Here is a 25,581-nt window from a genome sequence, read left to right on the forward strand (position 1 = left end):
CCGGAGAAATAACTCAGCGGATGCGCGCAACCGTTGGCCGCCCACAAAGGTCATAGCTGACGCTGGTCCCGAAAGGGGAGGGGCCCGGGGGGGATCCGGGGACCGGCGTGGAGGGGGAATCGAGGGGCCCGACCATCGGACGGGCCCCTCGATGGTGCACCGCGACCCGGAGAGCGGCCCGGAGGGGACCCGGCCGCTTTCCGGATCCCCCGCCTCCCGGCGCGATGTCAGACCCCGGCGGTACGGTCGGTCCATGGTCAACGCAGCCGTGATCGAAGGGGTCCTGGAGCGGATCACCTACGCCAACGAGGAGAACGGCTATACCGTCGCGCGGGTCGACACCGGCCGTGGCGCGGGCGATCTGCTGACCGTCGTCGGCGCGCTGCTCGGGGCGCAGCCGGGCGAATCGCTGCGCATGGAGGGCCGCTGGGGCTCCCACCCCCAATACGGCAAACAGTTCACCGTCGAGAACTACACCACCGTCCTGCCCGCCACCATCCAGGGCATCCGCCGCTATCTGGGCTCCGGCCTGATCAAGGGCATCGGCCCGCGGATCGCCGACCGCATCGTCGAGCACTTCGGCACGGACACCCTCGACGTCATCGAGACCACCCCCGCACGTCTGGTGGAGGTGCCGGGCCTGGGCCCCAAGCGCACGAAGATGATCGGCGCCGCCTGGGAGGAGCAGAAGGCCATCAAGGAGGTCATGGTCTTCCTCCAGGGCGTCGGCGTGTCCACCTCCATCGCCGTGCGGATCTACAAGAAATACGGCGACGCCTCCATCTCCGTCGTCCGCAACCAGCCCTACCGCCTGGCCGCCGACGTCTGGGGCATCGGCTTCCTGACCGCCGACCGCATCGCCCAGTCCGTGGGCATTCCGCACGACAGCCCGGACCGCGTCAAGGCAGGCCTGCAGTACGCGCTGTCGCAGTCCACGGACCAGGGCCATTGCTTCCTGCCCGAGGAACAACTGATCGCCGACGCGGTGAAGTTGCTCCAGGTGGACACGGGCCTGGTCATCGAGTGCCTGGGCGAGCTGGCCGCGGACCCGGAGGGCGTGGTCCGCGAGCAGGTGCCGGGCGACGGGGACGGCGCGCCGCCGGTCACCGCCGTCTATCTGGTGCCCTTCCACCGCGCCGAGATCTCCCTGGCCGGCCGGCTGACCCGGCTGCTGCGCACGGACGAGGACCGGATGCCGGCGTTCCGGGACGTCGACTGGGACAAGGCACTGGCCTGGCTGGCGCGGCGGACGGGCGCCGAGCTGGCCCCCGAGCAGCAGCAGGCGGTGCGCCTCGCGCTGACCGAGAAGGTCGCGGTGCTCACCGGCGGCCCCGGCTGCGGCAAATCCTTCACCGTCCGTTCCGTCGTCGAGCTGGCCCGCGCCAAGAAGGCCACGGTGGTGCTGGCGGCGCCCACGGGCCGGGCGGCCAAGCGGCTCTCGGAGCTGACCGGCGCCGAGGCCTCCACGGTCCACCGGCTCCTGGAGCTCAAGCCCGGCGGGGACGCCGCCTATGACGCGGACCGGCCGCTGGACGCCGATCTGGTGGTGGTCGACGAGGCCTCGATGCTGGATCTGCTGCTCGCGAACAAGCTGGTCAAGGCGGTGCCGCCGGGCGCCCATCTGCTGCTGGTGGGGGATGTCGACCAGCTGCCGTCGGTGGGGGCGGGCGAGGTGCTGCGCGATCTCCTCGACGAGGCCGGTCCGGTGCCGGCTGTGCGGCTGACCCGGATCTTCCGGCAGGCCCAGCAGTCCGGGGTGGTCACCAACGCCCACCGCATCAACTCCGGCGTCCCGCCCCTGACCACCGGCCTGACGGACTTCTTCCTGTTCGCCGAGGAGGACGCCGAGGAGGCCGGACGGCTGGCGGTGGATGTCGCGGCCCGCCGGATCCCGGCGAAGTTCGGCCTCGACCCGCGCCGGGACGTCCAGGTGCTCACCCCGATGCACCGCGGCCCGGCCGGTGCGGGCGCCCTGAACGGCCTGCTCCAGCAGGCCGTCACCCCCGCCCGCCCCGACCTGCCCGAGCGCCGCTTCGGCGGCCGCGTCTTCCGTGTCGGCGACAAGGTCACCCAGGTCAGGAACAACTACGAAAAAGGCCTCAACGGCGTCTTCAACGGCACGGTCGGCGTGGTCACCGCCCTGGACGGTGACGAGCAGCGGCTGACCGTGCGCACCGACGAGGACGAGGAGATTCCCTACGACTTCGACGAACTCGACGAACTCGCCCACGCCTATGCCGTGACGATCCACCGCTCGCAGGGTAGTGAGTATCCAGCGGTGGTGATTCCGGTCACCACCAGTGCCTGGATGATGCTGCAGCGCAATTTGCTGTATACCGCCGTGACCCGGGCAAAGCGCTTGGTGGTGCTCGTCGGCTCCCGCAAGGCCTTGGGGCAGGCCGTCCGCACGGTATCCGCCGGTCGGCGGTGTACGGCGCTCGATCACCGGCTCGCCGGTGCGATATGAGAGGTCCCCCCTCTTTCCCAATCGGGGCGAAGGGGGGCAGGATGGGCACTCAGACGGCACTGAGTGCCGCAGACAGGCCCTATGGCCGACCCCGAGTGCACAACCAAGGCCCAAATGGGGGAAGGTATAGGCAGTCAGGGCACCTCGAAGAAGAGGCACAACGTCGGTGAGGGATGACGTGAGCGACAACTCTGTAGTACTGCGTTACGGGGACGGCGAATACAGCTACCCGGTCGTCGACAGCACCGTTGGCGACAAGGGCTTCGATATCTCGAAGCTTCGCGCCCAGACCGGTCTGGTGACCCTGGATTCCGGTTACGGCAACACCGCGGCGTATAAATCCGCGATCACCTATCTCGACGGTGAGAACGGGATTCTTCGTTACCGCGGCTACCCGATCGAGCAGCTCGCAGAGCGCAGCACGTTCGTCGAGACCGCGTACCTCCTCATCCACGGTGAGCTGCCCACCGTCGATGAGCTGGCGAACTTCAAGCAGGACATCACCTACCACACCCTGCTTCACGAGGACGTCAAGCGCTTCTATGACGGCTTCCCCCGGGACGCCCACCCGATGGCGATGCTGTCCTCGGTGGTCAGCGCGCTGTCGACCTTCTACCAGGACAGCCACAACCCGTTCGACGAGCAGCAGCGCCACATCTCCACGATCCGGCTGCTGGCCAAGCTCCCGACGATCGCGGCCTACGCGTACAAGAAGTCGGTCGGCCACCCGGTCGTCTACCCGAGCAACGACCTCGGGTACGTCGAGAACTTCCTGCGCATGACCTTCTCGGTGCCCGCCGCGGACTACGACCTCGACCCGGTGGTGGTCAGCGCCCTCGACAAGCTGCTGATCCTGCACGCCGACCACGAGCAGAACTGCTCCACCTCCACGGTCCGCCTGGTCGGCTCCTCGCAGGCGAACCTCTTCGCCTCGATCTCGGCCGGCATCAACGCCCTGTGGGGCCCCCTGCACGGCGGCGCCAACCAGTCCGTGCTGGAGATGCTGGAGGGCATCCAGGCCAGCGGCGGCGACGTCGACTCCTTCATCCGCAAGGTGAAGAACAAGGAAGACGGCGTGAAGCTCATGGGCTTCGGGCACCGCGTCTACAAGAACTTCGACCCCCGCGCGAAGATCATCAAGGCGGCGGCGCACGATGTCCTCTCCGCGCTCGGCAAGTCCGACGAACTGCTGGACATCGCCCTCAAGCTGGAGGAGCACGCGCTGTCCGACGACTACTTCGTCGAGCGCAAGCTCTACCCGAACGTCGACTTCTACACCGGCCTGATCTACCGGGCCATGGGCTTCCCGACCGAGATGTTCACCGTGCTCTTCGCGCTCGGCCGGCTGCCCGGCTGGATCGCCCAGTGGCACGAGATGATCAAGGAGCCCGGCTCCCGCATCGGCCGCCCGCGGCAGATCTACACCGGTGTCGTCGAGCGTGACTTCGTGCCGGTCCAGGAGCGCTGACCCCTCGGGGCAGGCTCTCCGCGCGCAAAAAAGAAGCGCCCCGCCTCCGGATCCCCCCACGGGTCCAGAGCGCGGGGCGCTTCCCTTGTCCCGGTTGGATTCCCCCCACGGGATCCGTCCGGGCGTTCAGGGTTGCACCGCGATCTGCCGGGACGCGCACATTCGGGAGGGCCGCTCAAAGCTCCCCGGGCACGTCGCCCCGGCCACGCGTAGCCGGGCACGATCCCCCAAGATCAGCCCGGCTGTTGCAGTGCAAGCCCCGCCGGGGTGCCTGCACTTGCCCGGTTAGACTCGCGACCCCCCTCAATGGTTACGTTCGGATGAGTGTGATCTGGGTCTCTTGCCATATGGGGGCGAATGCGGTCAAGGGCCTCCATTGGGAGATCCAGGCCCTTGGGTATGGGTGTTGTGCCGGTTGTAAGGGCTGTGTGAAGTTTCCCGGGTGCGGTGGCGTCGGCAACCGCGGAGGCCGGGGTGGCGCGTCAGGCCGCCCGCTCGACGAGCTCGTAACCGGCCTCGTCGACGGCCGCCCGCACCGCGTCCTCGTCCAGCGGTGCCTTGGAGATGACGGTCACCAGGCCGGTGGCCGCGACCGCCTGTACCGAACTCACCCCGGCGAGCTCGCCGATCTCGGACGACACCGCCCCCTCGCAGTGGCCGCAGGTCATACCGGTGACCCGGTAGGTGGTGGTCACCTCGCCGACCCGGACGTCGGTGCCGCCGGAGTGGCAGGAGTCTTCAGGGGTGCAGCAGGAGCCGTTCTCGGCCATGGGGGAATCTCCTTGTGGTGCCGATGTGTTCCGTGTGGTGCCGTGCGCCGGGGAGGTGCGGCGCGCCGTGAGCGGCTGACTCCGGTGACTGCCGGCACCTCCCGACCCTCGGCACTTTATACCCCTAGGGGGTATCGATCCAGCTTCCGGGTGCGCCCGCCACGCCGCCCCCGCGCCCCACCGCGTTGCCGCACGCCCCGCCACGCGTCAGCCTTGGGATATACGGGCTCGGGGTGGATCCGAGGAGGCGGCCGTATGGACGTACTCGCCCTCTACGGCCTGCTGGTGCTCACCACGCTGCCACCACTGATCCCCAACTCGGCGCTCCTTGTCACGACCGGAGTACTCGCCTCCCGGGGCGAAGTCTTCCTCCCCCTCGTCCTGCTGACCGTCGGGGGCAGCGCACTGCTCGGAGACCTCCTCATGTACGCCGTCGCACGGCGCTTCGGCGAGCCCGTACGGACCTGGATGCGCCGCAACCCCCGCCGCCGGGCACTGCTCGAATGGACCTCCGGCCGCATCCAGCGCTACGGCCTGCCCTTCGTGATCGCCGTACGGTTCCTGCCCAGCGGCCGGATCGTCGGCGCCCTGGCCTCCGGGGTGCTGCGCTACCCGCTGCGCAAATACGCGCTCGGCGCCGCCATCGCCGAGGCGACCTGGGCGACGTACTCGGTTGGCCTCGGCTATGTGGGCACCGCCACCACCGGCCGCCCGCTCTACGCCGTCGGCGTCGGCTTCGGGGTCTCCTGCGCGGTCGCCGCCGCCGGCGCCGCGATCCAGTGGGCCGCCCGCCGCCGCGCCCTGCGCGACCCGCCGGAGGAGAGCGGCGAGGGCGAGGGCGGCGAGACCGCCGAAGGGGGCGACGGCGGCCGGAGCGAGGGACGGGGTGAGGGGCGGGGAGGCCGGGCCTCGGCCACCGCGTCGGCGCGATTGTCAGTGGGCGGCCCTACAGTGCAGACATGGGGTTATTACGCAGAGTGACTTTTTGGGTGCGCCGCGCCACCCGCGGCGGCCCGGACATCCGCCACGGCGACCGGCTCACCCGTGCGCCGCGAGCGCTCGCACGCCTCGGCGACATACAGCGCCTCCAAGGCCTCCGCGGGCGAGCACGGGCTCGGCGCGCGCCCCGCCACGACCTCGGCGAAGACGCCCAGCTCGGTGACGTAGGCGTCGTGGAAGCGCTCCATGAACGTGGCGTACGGGTCGGCCGCCCGCTGCCACGACAGCTTCGGCTCGGCGGACGGCAGCGGCGCACGGTCGTCGAGGCCGACGAAGCGGGCGCTCTCGGAGCCGCAGACCTCCAGCCGGACGTCGTGGCCCGCGCCGTTGTAGCGGGTCGCCGTGACGGTGGCCAGGGTGTCGTCGTCGAAGCGCAGCAGCGCCGCGCAGGTGTCCACGTCATCGCCGTCGGCGAAGAAGGGCGCGCCGCGGTTGGCGCCCTGGGCGTAGACCGAGACCACCTCACGGCCGGTGAGCCAGCGCAGGATGTCGAAGTCATGAATGCTGCAGTCCCGGAACAGCCCGCCGGAGGTGGGGATATAGCCGGCGGGCGGCGGCGTCCGGTCACTGGTGCAGGCCCGCAGGGTGTGCAGCCAGCCCAGCTCACCGGAGCGCAGTGCCTCGCGGGCGGCGCGGTAACCCGCATCGAAGCGGCGCTGGAAACCGATCTGTACCGGCACGGAGCCGGCCTGCGCCCGCTCCACCACACCGAGGGTGCCCGGCACGTCCGGCGCGACCGGCTTCTCGCAGAACACCGGCACCCCGGCGTCCAGGGCCTGGTGGATCAGCGTGGCGTGTGCGCTGGTCGCGGCGGTGATCACCACGCCGTCGAGGCCGTCCGCGTACATCTCCTCGATGCTCGCGGCGGACCGTACGCCCAGGGTCTCGGCCAGCGACGCGGCACGTGCGGTGTCCGCATCCGCGACGGCGATGCCGGTGACGCCCGGGACGCTCAGCAGGGTGCGGGCATGGAACGCGCCGATGCGCCCGGTGCCGATCAGACCGATCTTCATGCCTCGGTTCCTTTCCGGGGAGGGGGTGCGGACGAGGGAAGGGGAGGTCGAGGGGAGAGAAGGGGAGGAGGGGAGGGATGGGGGGCACGGGGCAGGTGGGGGTGGGCGGCTTGGGGGAGGGGGCACTCCCGTCGCGCCTTCCAGGTTCTTTGGAACGGTTCCGCCACTGCCGGTCACGGGCACCCTGCATGTCCTGATGTCCGGATGTCAACCATTCCGCAGCCCCCGCCGGTCTCTCCCTCGTCGGCTACGACCACACCTGCCTCGCCCGCATCCGCCACCTCTTGCTCAACTCGGTGAACAACGCCGGCCACGAGGCCGGCCGACGGGCGGCGCACGCCTGTCACTATTCCCGCCCTGGCCCGCCCGGCCGACCGGCCCCCTACGCCTTCCCGCCCCGCAGTTCGCGGTCCACCGCCCGCAGCAGGGTCAGCAGCATCCTGTTCAACGGAGTGGCGATGCCGTGCCGTTCGCCGGCCCTGACCACCGCTCCGGTGAGGAACTCATGCTCCAGCGGGCGGCCCGCCAGGCGGTCGTAGAGCATCGAGGAGCCACCGTCCCGAGGAGCGCCGGCGTACAGCTCAAGCGTCCGGGAGATGTCCGCCTCGCCGATGTCCGCCCCCTCGGCACGCGCGACGACGGCCGCCTCGCGCAGCAGATCGCGGGTGAGCGCGGCCATCTCCGGGTCGGCGAAGATCCCTGTCCGCTGCTGGAGAAGAGCGGTGATCGGATTGGCCGCGAGGTTGGTGAACAACTTGCGCCAGGCGGCCGTGGTGAAGTCCGGTACCCGATGCACCCGCAGCTCGCTGCCGTCCAGCAGGGCGGCGAACCGGTCCGCCAACGGGCCCTCGGGCACATGCAGTTCGCTGGCGACGTGGTGCAGGACCCGGCCGGGCGCGGTGCGCTCCGCCGAGATGTAGACCACGGTGGGGAGGATCCGGGTGCCCCGGGGAACGAGCGGCGCGACGCGCTCCTCCAGGCCGATGCCGTTCTGCAGCACCGCGACCGCGGTGCCTTGGCCGCACAGCCGCCGCAGCCAGCCCTCGGCGCCCGCGGTGTCCTGCGCCTTGGTGGTCAGCAGTACCCAGTCGACCGGCCCCACCTGCGCCGGATCGGTGACGATACGCACCGCCGCCGGCCGGACCGTGCCGCCGCTCTCGATGCTCAGACCGTCCAGCGGGCTGCGTACGCACAGCGTGACGTCCAGCCCGGCCCACCGCGCGAGGGCCGCGGTGTAGCCACCGATCGCGCCGCCGCCGATCACCGCGATCCGGGCGGGTGCCGCTGCTGGGGAGCTCCGGGGCATACCTCGATCGTAGAGCCGGGGGAGCCTGACGGGTGGGTGCCGCCCGGGCCCCGGCGTCGCCCGGGGCGGGGCCCGGGGCCGTACCGGTGGCTCTCAGCGCCGGCCGCGCTGGCCCGGCCGCTGCGCCACCCACGCTCTGACCGTGTCGGCGAACCAGTACGGTTTCCCGCCCTCCACCAGATCCGGTTCGGGCAGCAGCCCGTGCTTGCGGTAGGAGCGCACGGTGTCCGGCTGCACCTGGATGTGCGCGGCGATCTCCTTGTACGACCAGAGCTTGCGGTCGGTCATCTCTGCCACCTCCTGAGCGCCGTACGCAGGGTCGGCCCGGAGGAGCCGGCAGGGGGCTGCGTACGGCCTGGTGATCACTCACCCTGTGCCTGGACAACGACACCGAGTAACCATGGGGGAGGGGCTGTTGATCGGCTGTGACGGAAGCCCCATGTAACGGTGACAGCCGTGACGCGAGCCGGATGGCTGTGACGGGGGCGGGACGGTCCGGAACGGGGGCGGGACCGTCCGGAACGGGGGCGGGACCGTCCGGAGAGGGGCGAATCGGTCCCGAGACGGGCGGGATGGTCCGGAGAGGGGCGGGGTGAAACGGCGTGTGGCGGGCCGGTTCCCCAGCTGGGGAACCGGCCCGCCACACGTACACCAGCAGCGGCCCGGCCGGACGGACAGCCGGCCGTGCCGAGCGCGGCCGGATCGGGCGTGCGGATCAGGCGTAGAGCGCCCGCCAGGTCTTCTTGTCGACCTTGCCGTTGGCGGTCAGATGATGCCGGGACTGGAACTTCTTCACCGCGGCCAGGGTCTTGGGACCGAAGTACCCGGTCACATCTCCCCACGGGAGATAGCGGCGGTTCGCCAGCAGGCACTGCACCTGCGAGACGCGGTCGCCGCGCTGACCGTAGACGGTGAGGGCGGTTCCGTTGTAGTACGCGCAGGCGGCCAGCGTGCCGGGCCGGCCGGCTGCCGGGCTGTCGGCGGACGCCGGACCGGTGAGCAGTCCGGCGGTCAGCAGCCCCGCGGTCGCGGTCAGGACGGCCGTGCGCTTGACGGCATGGCGGAGAGTGTCGGCATTCACGAATTCCCCCGTTTCCCCCGTTGGATGTGATTCCACCCGTTCTGACGCAGGGGGAGCGGTGCGCGGTTCCGGCGATTCCCCGGCACTTGGCGCACGCTGCCGTCAGCTCCGGCCCGGGCTCCCGCTTGGGCGCTCGCTGAGGCTTCCGTTCGGGCTCCCGTACGGACTTCCGTTGCCCGGTGCCGCCTTCGTGGCCGCCTTGCGCAGCTCGTGTTCCAGGTCCTCCAGGGCCAGCCCCTTCGTCTCCGGCGCGTACCGCTTGCAGAAGACCAGGGACAGCACACACATCACGCCGAAGAACCAGAACGTGGTGCCCGCGCCGACCGCGTCGAGCAGCAGCGGGAAGGCCAGCGCGACCCCGAAGTTGACCATCCACATCATGAACACCGCGGCGCCCATGGCCAGTCCGCGCACCTTGAGCGGGAACATCTCGGCGAGCAGCAGCCAGACACCCGTGTTGAGGGTGGCCTGCATGAACGCCATGTAGAGAACCATCAGGCCGAGCACGAGGGCGCTGACGGCGGTGGAGTGCGGCAGGCGGAAGGCGGCACCCAGCAGGGCGAGCGAGACGGCCATCCCGGCCAGACCGGCAAGCAGCATGGGCCGCCGGCCGACCCGGTCGATCAGGGACATCCCGATCGCCGTGGCCAGGACGGAGACCGCGCCGACGGCGATGGTGGCAGTGATCGAGGCGCCGGTGCCCAGACCGGTGGACGCCAGGATCTTGGGCGCGAAGTAGACCACGGCGTTGACACCGGTGATCTGCTGGACGGCCGCCAGCCCGATCCCGACCAGCAGCAGTCGCCGCACCCACGGTGTGCGCAGCTGCTGCCAGGCGCCGCGCCGGGCGTCGGCCTCCAGAGCGCGGGCCTGATCGATACGGGCCAGCTCGGCGGGTACGTCCTCGGCGGGCAGCGTACGGTGCAGCACCCGGTCCGCCTCGTCCGGCCGGCCCTTGCTGATGTACCAGCGCGGCGTGTCGGGCAGGAAGAACAGCCCGGCGAACAGGGCCACGGCGGGCAGCGCCGCAAGGCCCAGCATCCAGCGCCAGGCCGCCCAGTGCGCCAGAACGGCATTGATGAGGTAGGCGAGCAGCTGACCACTGACGATCATCAGCGAATTGAAGGAGACCAGCCGGCCGCGGATATGCGGGGGCGCGATCTCCGACAGGTACAGCGGGGTGATGACGGAGGCGCTGCCGACGGCGAGCCCGAGGACGAAGCGCGCCACGGTCATGAATGGAACACTCGGCGAGAGCGCGACGGCCAGCGCACCGCCGATGAACACGCAGCCCGCCCACAGCAGGGAGTTGCGCCGGCCCAGCGCATCGGCCATCCGGCCGCCGATCAGCGAACCGAAGGCCGCGCCGATCAGCAGCGCGCTGGTGATGATGCCCTCGCCCAGCGAGGTGAGGCCGAAATGGCTCTCCATGAAGGGGAGGGCGCCGGAGATCACTCCGGTGTCGTAGCCGAACAGGGCGCCGCCGAGGGCGGCAATGGCAGCGATGCCGACGATGAAACGCTTGGCGCTGCGGGCCCGCACACTCTCGTGCGGGCCGGCGGACGCCATCCGGCTGGTCGGAGCGGCCATGCTCAGCTCCGGTGCGCCGTGCCGGCCTGGCCGGTGGCCGGGGCTTGGGCCGGGGGCAGGGCCGGTGTCGGTGTCGTTGCCGCTGTCAGCCACGCCCTGGCCGGAGAGGGGCGGACCGGAGAGGGCCGGGCCGGCGAGGAACGCAGGGGTATGAGGCCGGTGCGGAGTGGGCCGGCGTCAGGGGCGACGTACATGGTGCGGGGCCTTTCGGTGGTGCGGGGGCCTTTCGGTGGGGGTGGGCCTTTCCGTGGGGGTGGGCCTTTCCGTGGGGGTAGGCCTTTCCGTGGAGCGGCCTAGCGTTGCAGTGGCGGCTACCGGCGATACAGCGTCGGCCGCTCGATCAGTTCGACGGTCACCCGCTCGCCGGTGGTCTGGGCCCGTACGCCCGCCTCGCACACGGCGGCCGCGGCGTAGCCGTCCCAGCAGCTGGGGCCCTCGACCTCGCCGCGCCGGGTGGCGTTCACCCAGCGCTGCACCTGCCGGTCGTAGGCCTCCTCGAAGCGCTCCACGAAACCAGGGGGGATGGCGCCACCCCAGCGGCCCGAGGTGTTGCTGAACACTCCGTGGTCGTCGCCGATCCTGGCGGTACCGCCCTCGCAGACCGCCTCGCAGCCGACCTGGTAGCCGAAACCGCAGTTGACGAAGATTTCGGTGTCCACGACCTGGCCGCCCGCGGTCTCGAAGAGGACCAGCTGCGGATCGCTGAGGCCTTCCGGTGCGGTGCCGGTGGGGGTCGGGCGCAGCACCCGGACCGCGGTGATCTCCTCCTCCAGGAGCCAGCGGGTCACATCGATCTCATGCACCACCGAGTCGTTGATCATCATCGCGTTGGTGAAGCCGGGCGGGGTGTCGGCGTTGCGGTGCTTGTTGTGGAGCATCAGCGGGCGACCGTAAGTGCCCTGCTCCAGAAGGGACTTGAGGGCGAGGTAGTCGGCGTCGTAGCGGCGCATGAAACCGACCTGGACGCGGCGGTGCCCCAGCGCCTGCTCGGCCTCCAGGACGCGCAGCGCGGAGGCCGCGTCCGGCGTCAGCGGCTTCTCGCACAGCACGGGCAGATCCCGCGCGAAGGCATCCAGCAGCGTCGCCTCGTGCGCGGGTCCCGGCGAGGCGATCAGTACGGCGTCCACCGCGGGGTCGTCCATGGCGGCGGCCGGGTCGGTGTAGGGGGTGCACCCGTCGATGCCGTCGGCGAGGTGCTTGATGCGGTCCGCGTCGATGTCGACCACGGCCGCCACCCGGGCGCCGCTGATCACCTCATCGATCCGGCGTACGTGATCGGCGCCCATCCGGCCGGTGCCGATGACCGCCACGCCGAGCGTTTCGTGCGAAGTCATGTCGTCCTCGAGTCCTTACGTTTCCTTACGCTTCCTTACGGGCTACAGAGTGTGATGTAGTCTGGGAACTGATTACTCTCCGTAATCGTTGCCGGGGTGTGAGGAGGCGGTCGTGAGGCATACGCATGCGAGACATACCTGCACGCCTGCTCGTCGACGAGGCATACCTGAACGTCGACGAGGCATACCTGAACAGGGTGCACGCCTCAAGCTGCCCATCGAGCCGCCCATCAAGCCGCCCGACGGGGTGGCGTCGAAGCCGCGGTGGCGTGCGGTCCCGAGGTGCACGGCCCCATGGCGTACAGCCTCATGCGCACGGCCTCATGCGCACGGCCTCATGCGCACGGCCTCACGCGCACTGCCTCCCTGTAGCCGATGGCTCAGGCGCCGCAGGAGCGCAGGAAGCGGCGGGTGCGCTCGGCGATGGGGAACGGCTGGTCGGGCGGGCAGGGGTACATGTCCTGCTCGACGATGGCGAAGAGGTCGACATCCAGCTCCTGGGCGGCCTGCAGGACGGGCGGCAGGGCGGGCACGCCGAGCGGCGGCTCGCACATCACGCCCTGCTTGACGGCCGGGCCGAACGGCGTGCCGTTGGCGACGACCTCGCCGAGGATGTCCGGGTCGACCTGCTTGAGGTGGAGGTAGCCGATCCGCTCGCCGTAGGTGCGGATCAGCTTGACGCTGTCGCCGCCGCAGTAGGCGTAATGGCCGGTGTCCAGGCAGAGGTTGACCAGTTCTGAGTCGGTGGCGTGCAGGAAGCGCTCGACGTGCTCCTCGGTGTCGATATGGGTGTCGGCGTGCGGGTGGACGACGATGTCCAGCCCGAACTCGTCCCGTACGCGGCTGCCCAGCCGCTCCATGCCGGTGGTCAGGTGCTTCCACTGCTCCACGGTCAGCTCGCGCGGCTCGATCTCCTCGGCGGTCTTGTCGTCCCGCCAGAAGGACGGGATGACGACGAGGTGTCCCGCGCCCATCGCCTGGGTGAGGGTGGCGACCTCGGAGACGTGTGCCCAGGTCTTGTCCCATGCGGACGGGCCGTGGTGCAGCGAGGTGAAGATCGTGCCGGCCGAGACCTGCAGGCTGCGGCGGGTGAGCTCGTCGCGCAGGACGGCGGGGTCGGTGGGCAGGTAGCCGTACGGGCCGAGCTCGATCCACTCGTAGCCGGCCTCGGCGACCTCGTCCAGGAAGCGCTGCCAGGGCACCTGCTGGTCGTCGTCGGGGAACCAGACTCCCCAGGAGTCGGGTGCGGAACCGACGCGAAGGCGGTCCAGGACGGGCGGGGCGGCATGGGGAACGGACATGCTGCGGCTCTCCTCTCGCCGGTCGGCGGTGACCGGGAGGCGCTGGGGCGGGTCGTGGGGCACAGCCTCTCTGCCGCCCCGGGGAGTGTCAAGACTTCGTCCTGACATTAGGACTTAAGGACTTTGATGCCCAGTGGGGCTCCGGTTGGTGCTCCGGTTGGGGCTCCGTGGTGCCCCGGTCGATGCCCTGCGGTGCCCGGTTGGCGCTCCACGGCGTCACGGATTGCCTCCCGAGGCGCCTCGGGGTGTCCTGGGGCGCCTTCAGGGGGCGGCGCGCTTCCGCCCTTCTGTCCCGACATCCCCCTCAACGCCCAATCCCGACATCCCCTTCGGTGTCCAATCCCGACATCCCCTTCGGTGCCCCGGCCTCGACGCCCCTTCGGCGCCCGACCCCGACACCCCCCTCCAACGTCAGTATGTAAGGACAAAGTGTTGACAGGGTCTGACTCTCCCCGTTAGACCTTTCCTCAGAGCCGAACCCGCCGAATCCGCCGCGCCGGCCGACCCGAAGGGGCGCACATGACCGAGCCGTACGACCTGATCACCATGGGCCGCATCGGAGTCGACATCTACCCGCTGCAGACCGGGGTGCCGCTGGCGCAGGTGGAGACGTTCGGGAAGTTCCTCGGCGGCTCGGCCACCAATGTGGCGGTCGCCGCGGCCCGGCTCGGCCGTCGGAGTGCGGTCATCAGCCGCACCGGAAGTGACCCGTTCGGCGACTACGTCCACCAGGCGCTGCGCGACTTCGGTGTGGACGACCGCTGGGTGACCCCCGTCGACGCCTATCCGACACCGGTCACCTTCTGCGAGATCTTCCCGCCGGACGACTTCCCGCTCTACTTCTACCGCCGCCCCAAGGCCCCCGACCTGGTCATCCGCCCCGAGGAGCTCGACCGGGACGCGATCGTGGACGCCCGGATTTTCTGGGTCACCGGCACCGGGCTGTGCGAGGAGCCCAGCCGCGGTGCCACCCTTGCCGCGCTGGAGGCCCGCGCCAAGACGGGAACGACCGTCTTCGATCTCGACTGGCGGCCGATGTTCTGGGGTGGCGAGGGCGGCGCCTCCGGGGACGGCGGCGCGAGCGGCGCCGTGGCGATGGCCACCGCCCGCCCGTACTACGAAGCCGCCCTCCGGCACGCCACGGTGGCGGTCGGCAATGTCGACGAGGCCGAGGTCGCCACCGGACTGCGCGATCCCAAGGCCTGCGCCCAGGCGCTGCTGGACATGGGCGTCGAGCTCGCCGTCATCAAGCAGGGCCCCAAGGGCGTGCTCGCCGTGCACCGCGACGGCCGTACCGCCGAGGTCCCGCCGACCCCCGTCGAGGTCGTCAACGGCCTGGGCGCCGGCGACTCCTTCGGCGGTTCGCTCTGCCACGGCCTCCTGGCCGGGTGGGACCTGGAGCCGATGATGCGCTACGCCAACGCCGCCGGCGCGATCGTCGCCTCCCGCCTCGCCTGTTCGTCCGCGATGCCCACGGCCGACGAGGTCGACGCGTTCCTCGCGGGGCGGTGACCCCCGTGGCCGCACTCGTCTCTGGCGCCTCCGTGACCGCACTCGTCCCTGGCACCCCTGCGGCCGCACACATCCCTCTCGCCCCTGTGGCCGCACCCACCCCACCTCCGTCACCCTCGTTGCCCCTGGGGTCGCCCCGCAGCCGTCCCCGCCCCACCTGTGCACTCAAGAAGGTGAGTTGAGCCTTGAACCCTCGGATCAGTGACCTCGCGACGCTGCGGGCCCGGCACCCCGAAGCCGTCGCGGAGGCCGCCGCCCGCCGCACCCGTCGCCCGCTCATCGGCGACAGCGGCCGGCTGATGATCGTCGCGGCCGATCACCCGGCCCGTGGTGCGCTCGCCGTCGGAGACCGGCAGCTCGCCATGGCCAACCGCCTCGATCTGCTCGAACGCCTGGTCCTTGCGCTGTCCCGGCCCGGTGTGGACGGAGTGCTCGCCACCGCCGACATCCTGGAGGACCTGCTGCTGATCGGGGCCCTGGAGGGGAAGGTCGTGATGGGCTCCATGAACCGCGGCGGTATCGCCGGCGCCGCCTTCGAGATGGACGACCGGTTCACCGGGCACCGCCCCCAGGACCTCGCCCGGCTCCGCTTCGACGCGGGCAAACTGCTGCTGCGCATCGACTACAGCGACCCCGGTTCGCTGACCACCCTGGAGGCCACCGCCCGTGCCATCGACGCGATGGCCGAGCGGCAACTGCCCGTCTTCGTGGAGCCGTTCCTCTCCTCCCGGATAGAAGGCGCGGTCCGCAACGACCTCGGCGCCGAGGCCGTCACCCGCTCGGTGGCCATCGCCTCCGGCCTCGGCGGCACCTCCGCCTACACCTGGCTGAAGCTGCCGGTCACCGACGACGCCGACGCCATGGCCCGGGTCTGCGAGACCACCACGCTGCCGACCGTGCTGCTCGGCGGCGACATCGGCAGCACCGTCCAGGACCAGGAAGCCGTGTACGAGAAGTGGCGCAAGGCGCTGCGGCTGCCGACGGTGCAGGGCCTGGTCGTCGGCCGCTCCCTGCTCTACCCGGCCGACGGCGATGTCGCGGCGGCCGTGGACACCGCCGTCGGCCTGCTGTGAACACCGCGATTTCCGCAGGAGACTCGAGATATGAGCACTGAATTCCACCTGACGGCCACAGCGGCGGCCGACGGCCCGTATGTGCTGGACATCGACCCGAAGCGGGCGGGCTGGGGGTACTCCTCGCTGCGCGTCCTCGACCTGCCGCCCGGCGGTCATCACTCCTTCGCGACCGGCGACAGCGAGTGGATCGTGCTGCCGCTGTCCGGCGGCTGCACGGTGGTCACCGACAGCGGTGAGGCAGGTAAGGCCGATGATGCCGGTGCGACCGATGGCGCCAGCGTGGCCGATGGCGCCAGCATGACCAGTGAGACGTTCGAACTGGCCGGCCGGGAGAGCGTGTTCAGCGGGGTCACCGACTTCGCGTACGTACCGCGGGACGCCCAGGTGCGGATCGCGAGCGGCGCCGGCGGCCGTTTCGCGCTCACCGGGGCCCGCTGCGAGCGCCGTCTGACCGCCCGCTACGGCGCCGCCTCCGACGTCCCGGTGGAGCTGCGCGGCACCGGCAACTGCTCCCGCCAGGTCAACAACTTCGGCGCCGCGGGCACCTTCGAGTGCGACCGGCTCATCGCGGTGGAGGTGCTCACCCCCGGCGGCAACTGGTCCTCCTACCCGCCGCACAAGCACGACGAGTGCCGCCCCGGCGAGGAGTCCGAGCTGGAGGAGATCTACTACTTCGAGGTCGAGTCCGCGCACGGCACGGAAGGCGTCGGCTACCAGCGCGTCACCCCCTCGAGGAACGGCCGTGGCACCGATGTGCTGGCCGAGGTCCGCAGCGGTGACGCGGTGCTGATCCCGGACGGCTGGCACGGCCCGTCGATCGCGGCGCCCGGCCACACCCTGTACTACCTCAATGTGATGGCCGGGCCCGGCGAGACCCGTGAGTGGCTGATCTGCGATCACCCCGACCACGGCTGGATCCGCTCCACCTGGCCCTCGCAGCCCGTCGACCCCCGCCTCCCCCTCTACGAAGCGCCCGCAGGAGACGCCCGATGAATGCTCCGACGACCCGCCGGCTGACGGTCGCGCAGGCCCTGGTCGAGTTCCTGGCCCACCAGTACACCGAGCGGGACGGCCGCCGGCACCGTCTGATCAATGCCTGCTGGGGCATTTTCGGCCACGGCAATGTCGCCGGCCTCGGCCAGGCGCTGCTGGAATCCGGCGCCGCGTCCCGCCAGGGGGCACCCCCCGGACCCCCGGTGCTGCCGTACCTCCAGGGCCGCAACGAGCAGGCCATGGTGCACGCCGCGGTCGGCTACGCCCGGCAGCGCGACCGGCTCGGCGCGCAGGCCGTCACCACCTCCATCGGCCCCGGTGCCACCAACCTCGTCACCGGCGCCGCGCTCGCCACCGTCAACCGCCTCCCGGTCCTGCTGCTGCCCGGCGACACCTTCGCCACCCGGCCCGCCGACCCCGTCCTCCAGCAGCTCGAAGTGCCCTTCGCCGGCGATGTCTCGGTCAACGACGCGCTGCGCCCGGTCTCCCGCTACTTCGACCGGGTCACCCGGCCCGAGGCGCTGATCCCCGCGGCCCTGCAGGCCATGCGGGTGCTCGCCGACCCCGTCGACACCGGCGCCGTCACCCTCGCGCTGCCGCAGGACGTGCAGGCCGAGGCGTACGACTGGCCCAGGGAGTTCTTCGCCGACCGGGTCTGGCGCGTCCCGAGGCCCGCCCCCGACGCCGATGCCCTCGCCGAGGCCGTACGCGCCCTGCGCGGCGCCCGCCGGCCGCTGGTCGTCGCGGGCGGCGGGGTCCACCACAGCGAGGCCGAGGACGCGCTGTGCGCGTTCGCCGACGCCACCGGCATCCCGGTCGCGTCCACCCAGGCCGGCAAGGGTTCGCTGCGCCACGACCACCCCGCCGACGTGGGCGGCATCGGCCACACCGGCACCGCCACCGCCGACGCCCTCGCCCGCGAGGCCGATGTGGTCCTCGGCGTCGGCACCCGCTACACCGACTTCACCACCGCCTCCTCGACCCTGTTCGCCGCGCCCGGCGTCCGCTTCGTGAACCTCAACATCGCGTCCTTCGACGCCCACAAGCTCGGCGGGCTCTCCCTGGTCGCCGACGCCCGGGCCGGTCTGGAGGCGCTGGCGAAGGAGCTGTCCGGCGAGCGGGTCGACGCGGAGTACGAGGCCGCCTACCGGGAGGCGAAGGCCGGCTGGGAGCGGCGGGTGGACGCCGCCTACGGGGCCGCCGACCCGTCGGTGCGGCCCTCGCAGACCCAGGTGCTCGGCGCGCTGGACGCCGTGGTCGACGACACCGACGTGATCATCAACGCGGCCGGTTCGCTCCCCGGTGACCTGCACAAACTCTGGCGCGCCCGGTCCCGCAGGCAGTACCACCTGGAGTACGGCTACTCCTGCATGGGCTACGAGATCCCCGCCGCGATCGGCGTCCGGCTCGCCGCCCCCGACCGGCCGGTGTGGGCGCTGGTCGGCGACGGTACGTATCTGATGAACCCCACCGAACTGGTCACCGCGGTCCAGGAGGGCATCCACATCAACGTCGTCCTCGTCCAGAACCACGGCTACGCCTCCATCGGCGGGCTGTCCCAGGCCACCGGCGGTGAGCGCTTCGGCACCGACTACCGCTTCCGCGCCGCGGACGGCACGTACACCGGTGCGCCGCTGCCGGTCGATCTCGCGGCCAACGCCGCGTCGCTGGGCATGCAGGTGCTGCGGGCGGCGACCGTGGGTGAGCTGCGGGCCGCGCTCGCCGAGGCGCGTGGCGCGAACCGGCCCACATGTGTCTATGTCGAGACCGAAACGGCTGACACTGTGCCGGGCGCGCCCGAGGCTCAGGCCTGGTGGGATGTGCCTGTTGCCGAGACCGCGACACGTCCGGCGGCGGTGGCTGCCCGGGAGGCGTACGACCGGCACACCGCCGGGCGCCGCCGCCACCTCTGACTCCCGCTCGAAGTCGTCACCCAGAAAGGCCCTCCGCATGAAGACCCTCAGCCACTGGATCGGCGGGAAGCCCGTCGAGGGCGTCTCCGGCAACTTCGGACCGGTCTACAACCCGGCCACCGGCGCCCAGGAGAAGCAGGTCGCCTTCGCCTCGGCCGACGAGGTCGACGCCGCCGTCCGCGCGGCGAAGGAAGCCTTCACGACCTGGGGCACCAGCTCCCTGGCCAAGCGCACCTCGGTGCTGTTCAAGTACCGCGAGCTGGTCGACGCGCACCGCGAGGAGATCGCCCGGCTGATCACCGCCGAGCACGGCAAGGTGCACTCCGACGCGCTCGGCGAGGTCGCCCGCGGTCTGGAGATCATCGAGCTGGCCTGCGGCATCCCCGAGAAGCTGAAGGGCGAGCTGTCCACCCAGGTCTCCACCCGGGTGGATGTGGCGTCGATCCGTCAGTCCCTCGGTGTGGTCGCCGGCATCACGCCGTTCAACTTCCCGGCGATGGTGCCGATGTGGATGTTCCCGCTCGCCGTCGCCTGCGGGAACACCTTCGTCCTCAAGCCGAGCGAGAAGGTGCCCAGTGCCGCGTTCAAGCTCGCCGAGCTGGCCGCCGAGGCGGGGCTGCCCGACGGGGTGCTGAACGTCGTCAACGGTGACAAGGTGGCCGTCGACGCCATCCTGGAGCACCCGGACATCGCCGCGGTCTCCTTCGTCGGCTCCACCCCCATCGCCCGCTACATCCACACCACCGGCACCGCCAACGGCAAGCGCGTGCAGGCGCTGGGCGGCGCCAAGAACCACATGCTGGTCCTGCCGGACGCCGACCTCGACCTGGCCGCCGACTCCGCGATCAACGCGGCGTACGGCTCGGCCGGCGAGCGCTGCATGGCGATCTCCGTCGTGGTGGCCGTCGGCGAGACCGCCGACCCGCTGATCGGCAAGATCAAGGAGCGCGCGGACAAGCTGCGGATCGGCCCCGGCGACGACCCGGCCTCCGAGATGGGCCCGCTGATCACCAAGGTCCACCGCGACAAGGTCGCCTCGTATGTCTCCGGCGCCGCGGCCCAGGGCGCGGACGTCGTCATCGACGGCACCGGCTACACCGTCGAGGGCTACGAGGACGGCCACTGGATCGGCATCTCGCTGCTGGACCACGTCACGCCCGAGATGGACGCCTACCGTGACGAGATCTTCGGCCCGGTGCTGTCCGTGGTCCGCGTCGACACCTACGACGAGGCCATCGCGCTGATGAACAACTCGCCGTGGGGCAACGGCACCGCGATCTTCACCCGGGACGGCGGCGCGGCCCGCCGCTTCCAGATGGAGGTCGAGGCCGGCATGGTCGGCGTGAACGTGCCGATCCCGGTGCCGGTGGGCTACCACTCCTTCGGCGGCTGGAAGGACTCGCTCTTCGGCGACCACCACATCTACGGCAACGACGGGGTGCACTTCTACACCCGCGGCAAGGTCGTCACCACCCGCTGGCCCGACCCGTCCGACGGCGGTATCAACCTGGGCTTCCCCAGCAACCACTGAGGGACGGTCCGACGGACCCACGGACGGTTCCCCGACGGGCTCTGTGACGGGCTCTGTGACGGGCTCTGTGACGGGCTCTGTGACGGACCCCCTGCCGGTGCTCACCGGCAGGGGGTCCGTCATATCGGCGTTGCTACGGTGCTCGTTCGCCGTGCATCGACACAACCGGGGGACGTAATGCCGCAATCCATGGCGCTCGCCAAGGGCGCCCGTATCACCGGCGGGGTTTTCTGCCTGCTGTTCTTCCTGTTCACGGCCTACTGGCTGGCCGCGGACGCCGGCGAGTTCGGTATCGGGGGCCTCTGGCAGGCCTGGGCCCGCCAACATGCCGGCCTGAACCAGGCCACCGCCCCCTTCCATGTCGGTCTCGCCGCGGTCCAGTTGGCGGCGGCGCTCGCGGCGTTCGCCGGCCGGCGGGTGGCCGGCGGGCTGCTGGCCGTCGCCACCACCGTCACCTTCGCCACCGCCCTGCAGGCCGCCCTCAGCACCGGCCTGCACACCAGCGACAACCGGTGGTACGTGCACGCCGACAACAACACCACGACCTTCGAAGGCGTCTTCCTCGGCAGTGTGTGTCTGCTCCTGCTGTCCTTCGCCGCCTGCATGGTGCTGCTCGCCGGTATGCGCTCCTGGCCGCGCCGCACCCCCACGGACCCGCCGAAGCGCCCGGCCCGGACGCGTGGCCTGGCGGCCGGTCTGCTGCTCGGCGTGATGGTGCTGTGGAACCTGGTCTGGCAGGGCTACATCGTGGTGCAGAGCGATTCCGCATCCCTCCCCGTGTACTACCTGGGCAAGGGCATCCTCGGCGAGCTGCTGAGCATGGCTCCCGGCTGGTCCGCCCTGGTCTTCCTGGTGCTGATGGCGGTGGCCACGCTGAGCAGCCTGATACGCGGCACGGCGGCCCGCGGCCTGGCCGTCGGGCTGGCGGTCCAGGCGCTGCCCAGCGCCCTGGTGACGACGATCGCGCTGGCCGGCAACGGCACCCTCTTCGAGACGAGCTCTGTCCTGCCGGGCCTGAGCGTCATCGGGGACGTCGGGCTGCTGCTCGACCTGTTCGGCTCGGCGGCGCTGCTCGCCTTGACGGTCCGCGGTGAGCCGGTCGCCCCCGCCTGGTTCGCCCCGGCGGCGGGCCCGCAGTTCGCCGCGCCGGGTTTTGCGGCGGCGGCCGGATCGCAGGCCTGGGCGGCCGGTCCGCAGACCCCGCAGCCCGGCCCGCAGGCCCCGCCGCCCGGCCCGCCGGCCTGGCAGCCGCCCGTCGGCGGCCCGGTGACGCCGGTCGGCGGCCCGCCGGTGCCGCCGCCTGGCACCCCGCCGATGCCGCCGGGGGCCCCGACGCCCCCGCAGGGCGGGTTCGGGCCGCCGCAGTACTGACGGGCGGGCGGCGCCCTTGTTCCGTGAGGCCGCAGCCATGAGCCCGCAGCCACGGGGCCGCCGTCACAGGGCCGCAGCCACGGGCCGCAGGCCTCGTACCGCACCCGCGGTACAAAGGCGCGAACCCTACTCCCCGGGGAGGCCGGGGTGGTCAACCCGGGGTACCGGCCGTCCGCCGCGGCCCGTACCTAGGATTCACGGTATGGATCTGCGAGGCCTCAGACCGCGCGGCCGGCGCTGGTACGCCGCCGCGGCCGCGCTGGCCGTCCTCATGGGAGGCGGCACCTGGGCGGCCGCCGCCCCGGACGCCGCGCCCGCCGTCCACCGCGCGGACCGGGTGATGACGATGCCCGACCGGCCGGGCAGCAAGAAGGAGGTGCGGATCGACACCTCCTTCTTCACGGCGGGGAGCGCCGCGCGGCGGCGGCCCGCCGTCCTGCTCGCCCACGGCTTCGGCGCCACCAAGGACACCCTCCGCCCCCAGGCCGAGAAGCTGGCCCGGGACGGTTACGCCGTCCTGACCTGGTCGGCGCGCGGTTTCGGCAGGTCCACCGGGAAGATCGGGCTGAACGACCCGCACGGCGAGGTCGCCGACGTCCGCCGGCTGATCGACTGGCTGGCCAAGCGCCCCGAAGTCCGGCTCGACAAGACCGGCGACCCCCGGGTGGGCGTCGCCGGCGGCTCCTACGGCGGCGCGATCTCACTGCTGGCGGCCGGCTACGACCGGCGTGTCGACGCCATCGCCCCGCAGATCACCTACTGGAACCTCGCCGACGCCCTCTTCCCCCACGGGGTCTTCAAGAAGCTGTGGGCGGGGATCTTCTTCACCACCGGCCCAGCGGGCACCACCGGCTCGCCGACCGCCTCCCCCTCGGCACCCGGCGGCTGTGTCCGGTTCGAGCCGGAGCTGTGCCGTACGTACGAGCGGGTCGCCGAGAAGGGCCGGCCCGACGAGGCGGCCCGCCGGCTCCTGGAGTCCCGCAGCCCCGCCGCCGTCGGCGACCGCATCAAGGTGCCGACCCTGATCATGCAGGGCCAGACCGATTCGCTGTTCCCGCTCGGCCAGGCCGACGCCATGCAGCGGACGATCCGCAAGAACGGCGCCCCGGTCGACGTCGACTGGATCGCCGGCGGGCACGACGGCGGCGACCGGGAGCTCGGCCGTCTCGAAGCCCGTACGAAGGACTGGTTCGACCGCTATCTCAAGGGCGACAGGCACGCCGCGACCGGGCCCGCGTTCCGGATCAGCCGCACCGGGGGAGTGGACTCCACCGACGGCGCGGTACGGCTGCGCGGCGCGAGCGGGGGCGGCTACCCCGGCCTGGAGAACGATCCCCGGCGGGTCCGCCTCGCGGGCCGCCCCCAGGTCTTCAGCAACCCGGCCGGTGCCGGACCGCCCGCGATCTCCGCGGTGCCCGGTGTCGGCGCGCTCGGCAACCTCTCCTCGCTGGGCGCCGGCGGCCTGTCCGTGGACTTCCCCGGCCAGTACGCCGCCTTCGCCTCGGCGCCGCTGCGCACCTCCCTCCACCTCACCGGCAGCCCCACCGCCACCGTGCATGTGCGGTCCAGCTCCCGGGACGCGGTGTTCTTCGCCAAGGTCTACGACGTCGCCCCGGACGGCCGCCGCCAGGTCCTGCCGTCCCAGCTGGTCACGCCCTACCGGGTCAAGGACTCCCGCGACGGCCGGACCGTGCATCTGCACCTGCCCGCCGTCGACCACGAGCTCGCGGCCGGCCACCGGCTGCGGCTGGTGCTCTCCGCCACCGACCTCGGCTATGCCTCACCGGCCGAGCCCGCCACCTACCACGTCGCGCTGCGGGGCGGCGCCCTGAACGTGCCCACCGCGCCCCAGGTGCGCAGCGCGGCCGCCCCGCTGCCCGCCTGGACCTGGCAGCTGCCCGCCGCGGCCGCCGTGGTGGCCGCGCTGCTGCTGCTCACCGCCCGCCGCAAGTCCGCGGCGCCCGCCCCCGATCCGGCGCTCGCCGAGGTCCCGTTGCAGATCAGCGGCCTGAGCAAGCGCTACGCCAAATCCGCCGACCGGTATGCCGTCCAGGATCTGAGCTTCCGCGTCGAGCGGGGGCAGGTGCTCGGACTGCTGGGGCCCAATGGCGCCGGCAAGACCACCACCCTGCGCATGCTGATGGGGCTGATCAGGCCCGACGAGGGGGAGATCAGGGTCTTCGGGCAGGCCGTCCGGCCGGGCGCCGCGGTGCTGTCCCGGGTCGGGGCGTTCGTCGAGGGCGCCGGCTTCCTGCCGCATCTGTCCGGCCGCGCCAACCTGGAGCTGTACTGGCAGGCCACCGGCCGGCCCGCCGCCGACGCACACCTCGACGAGGCGCTGGAGATCGCCGGCCTCGGCGACGCCCTGCAGCGCGCCGTACGCACCTACTCCCAGGGCATGCGGCAGCGGCTCGCGATCGCCCAGGCCATGCTCGGGCTGCCGGAGCTGCTGATCCTCGACGAGCCGACCAACGGGCTCGACCCGCCGCAGATCCGTGCGATGCGCGAGGTGCTGATCCGCTACGCCGCCGCCGGACGCACCGTCATCGTCTCCAGCCATCTGCTGTCCGAGGTCGAACAGAGCTGTACGCACCTGGTCGTGATGGACCGTGGCCGGCTGGTGCGGTCCGGTCCGGTCGCCGAGATCACCGGCTCCGGAGACACCGTGCTGGTCGGTGTGGCGGAAGCGGTCGGCGACGCCGTGGTGGAGAAGGTGGCCGCGCTGCCGGGTGTCGCCTCGGCGGTCCGTGCCGAGGGCGGCCTCCTGGTGCGGCTGGACGGGGTCACCACCACGTACCTGCTCACCGAACTGCTCCGGCTGGAGGTCGCGGTGGACCGGATCGGCCCGCACCGCCGCCTGGAGGACGCCTTCCTCACCCTGATCGGAGGTGACCGATGACCGCGCACACCACGGCGCGGGCGCCGGGTTACCGTCCGCGCCGCACCCTCCCGCTGCGCGTCGAGGCGCGCCGCCAGCTGCGGCGGCGCCGCACCCTGGTGATCGCCGCCGTCCTGACGCTGCTGCCGTTCGTGCTGGTGGCGGCGTTCGCGATCGGCGGCGACCCGCACGGCCGCGGCAACGGCCGGATCACCCTGATGGACACCGCCACCGCCTCCGGCGCCAACTTCGCCGCCACCGCCCTGTTCGTCTCCGCGGGCTTTGTGCTGGTGGTCCCGGTGGCCCTGTTCTGCGGTGACACGGTCGCGTCCGAGGCGAGCTGGTCCTCGCTGCGCTATCTGCTGGCCGCGCCGGTGCCACGCGCCCGGCTGCTGCTGAGCAAGCTCACCGTCGGGCTGCTGTTCAGCGCCGCCGCGATGCTGCTGCTGCCGCTGGTGGCGCTGGGTGTGGGCACCGCGGCGTACGGCTGGGGCCCGCTGCAACTGCCCGCCGGCGGCGCGCTGTCCGCGCCACAGGCGCTGCCGCACCTGGCGGCCGTGGTCGGCTACCTCTTCGTCAGCCAGCTGGTCACCGCGGCCCTGGCGTTCTGGCTGTCGACGGTGACCGACGCGCCGCTGGGCGCGGTCGGCGGCGCCGTCGGGCTGACCATCGTCGGCAACGTCCTCGACCAGGTCACCGCCCTGGGCAGCTGGCGCGAGGCGCTGCCCGCCCACTGGCAGTACTCCTGGGCGGATGCGCTGCAGCCCGGGTGGGAGTGGTCCGGGATGATCCGGGGCTCGGCGGTCTCGGTGGCGTATGCGCTGGTGCTGGGCGCGCTGGCGTTCCGGGGGTTCGCGCGCAAGGACGTGGTGTCGTGACGGCGGGGTGAGTCGTGACGGGGGTTGTGGGGCGTGACGACGGGTCGGGCGGCGGGGGACGCAGCCCCCTCACCGCCCGTGGCGGCCGCGTCAGGCTCAC

General features: G+C 71.8%; 19 protein-coding genes. 11 read left to right on the forward strand and 8 right to left on the reverse strand.

What is annotated here, in order from left to right; translation table 11 throughout:
• The first annotated feature begins 253 nt into the window (after positions 1-253).
• Together recD2 and D9V36_RS28525 are read left to right on the forward strand one after the other, a co-directional pair.
• On the forward strand, positions 254-2,467 hold the full coding sequence (gene recD2 / locus D9V36_RS28520) for an SF1B family DNA helicase RecD2 (RefSeq protein ID WP_129296268.1): 2,214 nt from the start codon (positions 254-256) through the stop codon (positions 2,465-2,467).
• 178 nt (positions 2,468-2,645) lie between these two features.
• On the forward strand, positions 2,646-3,935 hold the full coding sequence (locus tag D9V36_RS28525; RefSeq protein ID WP_129296269.1) for a citrate synthase: 1,290 nt from the start codon (positions 2,646-2,648) through the stop codon (positions 3,933-3,935).
• 482 nt (positions 3,936-4,417) lie between these two features.
• On the opposite strand, the gene D9V36_RS28530 is transcribed toward D9V36_RS28525, so the two are convergent.
• Positions 4,418-4,705: a heavy-metal-associated domain-containing protein gene (locus D9V36_RS28530; RefSeq protein ID WP_129296270.1), complete on the reverse strand. Its 288-nt coding sequence runs from the start codon at positions 4,703-4,705 to the stop codon at positions 4,418-4,420.
• Between the two features lie 255 nt (positions 4,706-4,960).
• On the opposite strand from D9V36_RS28530, the gene D9V36_RS28535 reads away from it, so the two are divergent.
• Positions 4,961-5,686 (forward strand): DedA family protein, encoded by a 726-nt coding sequence (locus D9V36_RS28535; protein WP_129296271.1) that lies wholly within the window; start codon positions 4,961-4,963, stop codon positions 5,684-5,686.
• Here D9V36_RS28535 and D9V36_RS28540 read toward each other — a convergent pair.
• The 7 genes from D9V36_RS28540 to D9V36_RS28575 form a co-directional block, all read right to left on the reverse strand.
• Complete coding sequence (locus D9V36_RS28540; protein ID WP_129296272.1) at positions 5,674-6,717, reverse strand: Gfo/Idh/MocA family protein; 1,044 nt, start codon at positions 6,715-6,717, stop codon at positions 5,674-5,676. The two genes, D9V36_RS28535 and D9V36_RS28540, sit on opposite strands and share 13 nt — an antisense overlap.
• Before the next feature lie 382 nt (positions 6,718-7,099).
• Positions 7,100-8,023, reverse strand: coding sequence for a 2-dehydropantoate 2-reductase (locus tag D9V36_RS28550; RefSeq protein WP_129296273.1), 924 nt, complete (start codon positions 8,021-8,023; stop codon positions 7,100-7,102).
• Positions 8,024-8,116: 93 nt separating this feature from the next.
• Entirely contained in the window at positions 8,117-8,311 is a 195-nt protein-coding gene (locus tag D9V36_RS28555) for a helix-turn-helix transcriptional regulator (protein WP_086721239.1), read from the reverse strand.
• 427 nt (positions 8,312-8,738) lie between these two features.
• Entirely contained in the window at positions 8,739-9,104 is a 366-nt protein-coding gene (locus D9V36_RS28560) for a peptidoglycan-binding domain-containing protein (protein ID WP_206739742.1), read from the reverse strand.
• A gap of 102 nt (positions 9,105-9,206) precedes the next feature.
• Complete coding sequence (locus D9V36_RS28565; protein ID WP_241721079.1) at positions 9,207-10,694, reverse strand: sugar porter family MFS transporter; 1,488 nt, start codon at positions 10,692-10,694, stop codon at positions 9,207-9,209.
• A 311-nt stretch (positions 10,695-11,005) separates the two neighbouring features.
• A complete protein-coding gene (locus D9V36_RS28570; protein ID WP_129296274.1) occupies positions 11,006-12,028 on the reverse strand; it encodes a Gfo/Idh/MocA family protein in 1,023 nt (340 codons plus the stop codon).
• A 380-nt stretch (positions 12,029-12,408) separates the two neighbouring features.
• On the reverse strand, positions 12,409-13,329 hold the full coding sequence (locus tag D9V36_RS28575) for a sugar phosphate isomerase/epimerase family protein (protein WP_129296275.1): 921 nt from the start codon (positions 13,327-13,329) through the stop codon (positions 12,409-12,411).
• 519 nt (positions 13,330-13,848) lie between these two features.
• Here D9V36_RS28575 and iolC point away from each other — a divergent pair.
• The 8 genes from iolC to D9V36_RS28615 all read left to right on the forward strand — a co-directional run bounded on the left by iolC (position 13,849) and on the right by D9V36_RS28615 (position 25,481).
• On the forward strand, positions 13,849-14,841 hold the full coding sequence (gene iolC / locus D9V36_RS28580; RefSeq protein ID WP_129296276.1) for a 5-dehydro-2-deoxygluconokinase: 993 nt from the start codon (positions 13,849-13,851) through the stop codon (positions 14,839-14,841).
• A gap of 185 nt (positions 14,842-15,026) precedes the next feature.
• Positions 15,027-15,914, forward strand: a complete 888-nt coding sequence (locus D9V36_RS28585) for a Cgl0159 family (beta/alpha)8-fold protein (RefSeq protein ID WP_129296277.1) — start codon at positions 15,027-15,029, stop codon at positions 15,912-15,914.
• Positions 15,915-15,944: 30 nt separating this feature from the next.
• Positions 15,945-16,910 carry a 5-deoxy-glucuronate isomerase gene (gene iolB, locus D9V36_RS28590; RefSeq protein ID WP_129296278.1) on the forward strand — a complete coding sequence of 322 codons (966 nt, stop codon included), beginning with the start codon at positions 15,945-15,947 and terminating at the stop codon, positions 16,908-16,910.
• Complete coding sequence (gene iolD, locus D9V36_RS28595) at positions 16,907-18,823, forward strand: 3D-(3,5/4)-trihydroxycyclohexane-1,2-dione acylhydrolase (decyclizing) (protein ID WP_129296279.1); 1,917 nt, start codon at positions 16,907-16,909, stop codon at positions 18,821-18,823. Before iolB ends, iolD begins: the two co-directional genes overlap by 4 nt.
• A gap of 37 nt (positions 18,824-18,860) precedes the next feature.
• Positions 18,861-20,354, forward strand: a complete 1,494-nt coding sequence (locus D9V36_RS28600) for a CoA-acylating methylmalonate-semialdehyde dehydrogenase (RefSeq protein WP_129296280.1) — start codon at positions 18,861-18,863, stop codon at positions 20,352-20,354.
• 177 nt (positions 20,355-20,531) lie between these two features.
• Complete coding sequence (locus D9V36_RS28605) at positions 20,532-21,725, forward strand: hypothetical protein (protein WP_241721080.1); 1,194 nt, start codon at positions 20,532-20,534, stop codon at positions 21,723-21,725.
• Between the two features lie 202 nt (positions 21,726-21,927).
• Positions 21,928-24,624 carry an alpha/beta fold hydrolase gene (locus D9V36_RS28610; RefSeq protein WP_129296281.1) on the forward strand — a complete coding sequence of 899 codons (2,697 nt, stop codon included), beginning with the start codon at positions 21,928-21,930 and terminating at the stop codon, positions 24,622-24,624.
• On the forward strand, positions 24,621-25,481 hold the full coding sequence (locus D9V36_RS28615; protein WP_129296282.1) for an ABC transporter permease: 861 nt from the start codon (positions 24,621-24,623) through the stop codon (positions 25,479-25,481). Before D9V36_RS28610 ends, D9V36_RS28615 begins: the two co-directional genes overlap by 4 nt.
• Positions 25,482-25,581 lie beyond the last annotated feature (100 nt).

The sequence above is a fragment of the Streptomyces lydicus genome (assembly GCF_004125265.1).
In the GTDB taxonomy this organism is placed as follows: Bacteria; Actinomycetota; Actinomycetes; order Streptomycetales; family Streptomycetaceae; genus Streptomyces; species Streptomyces lydicus_C.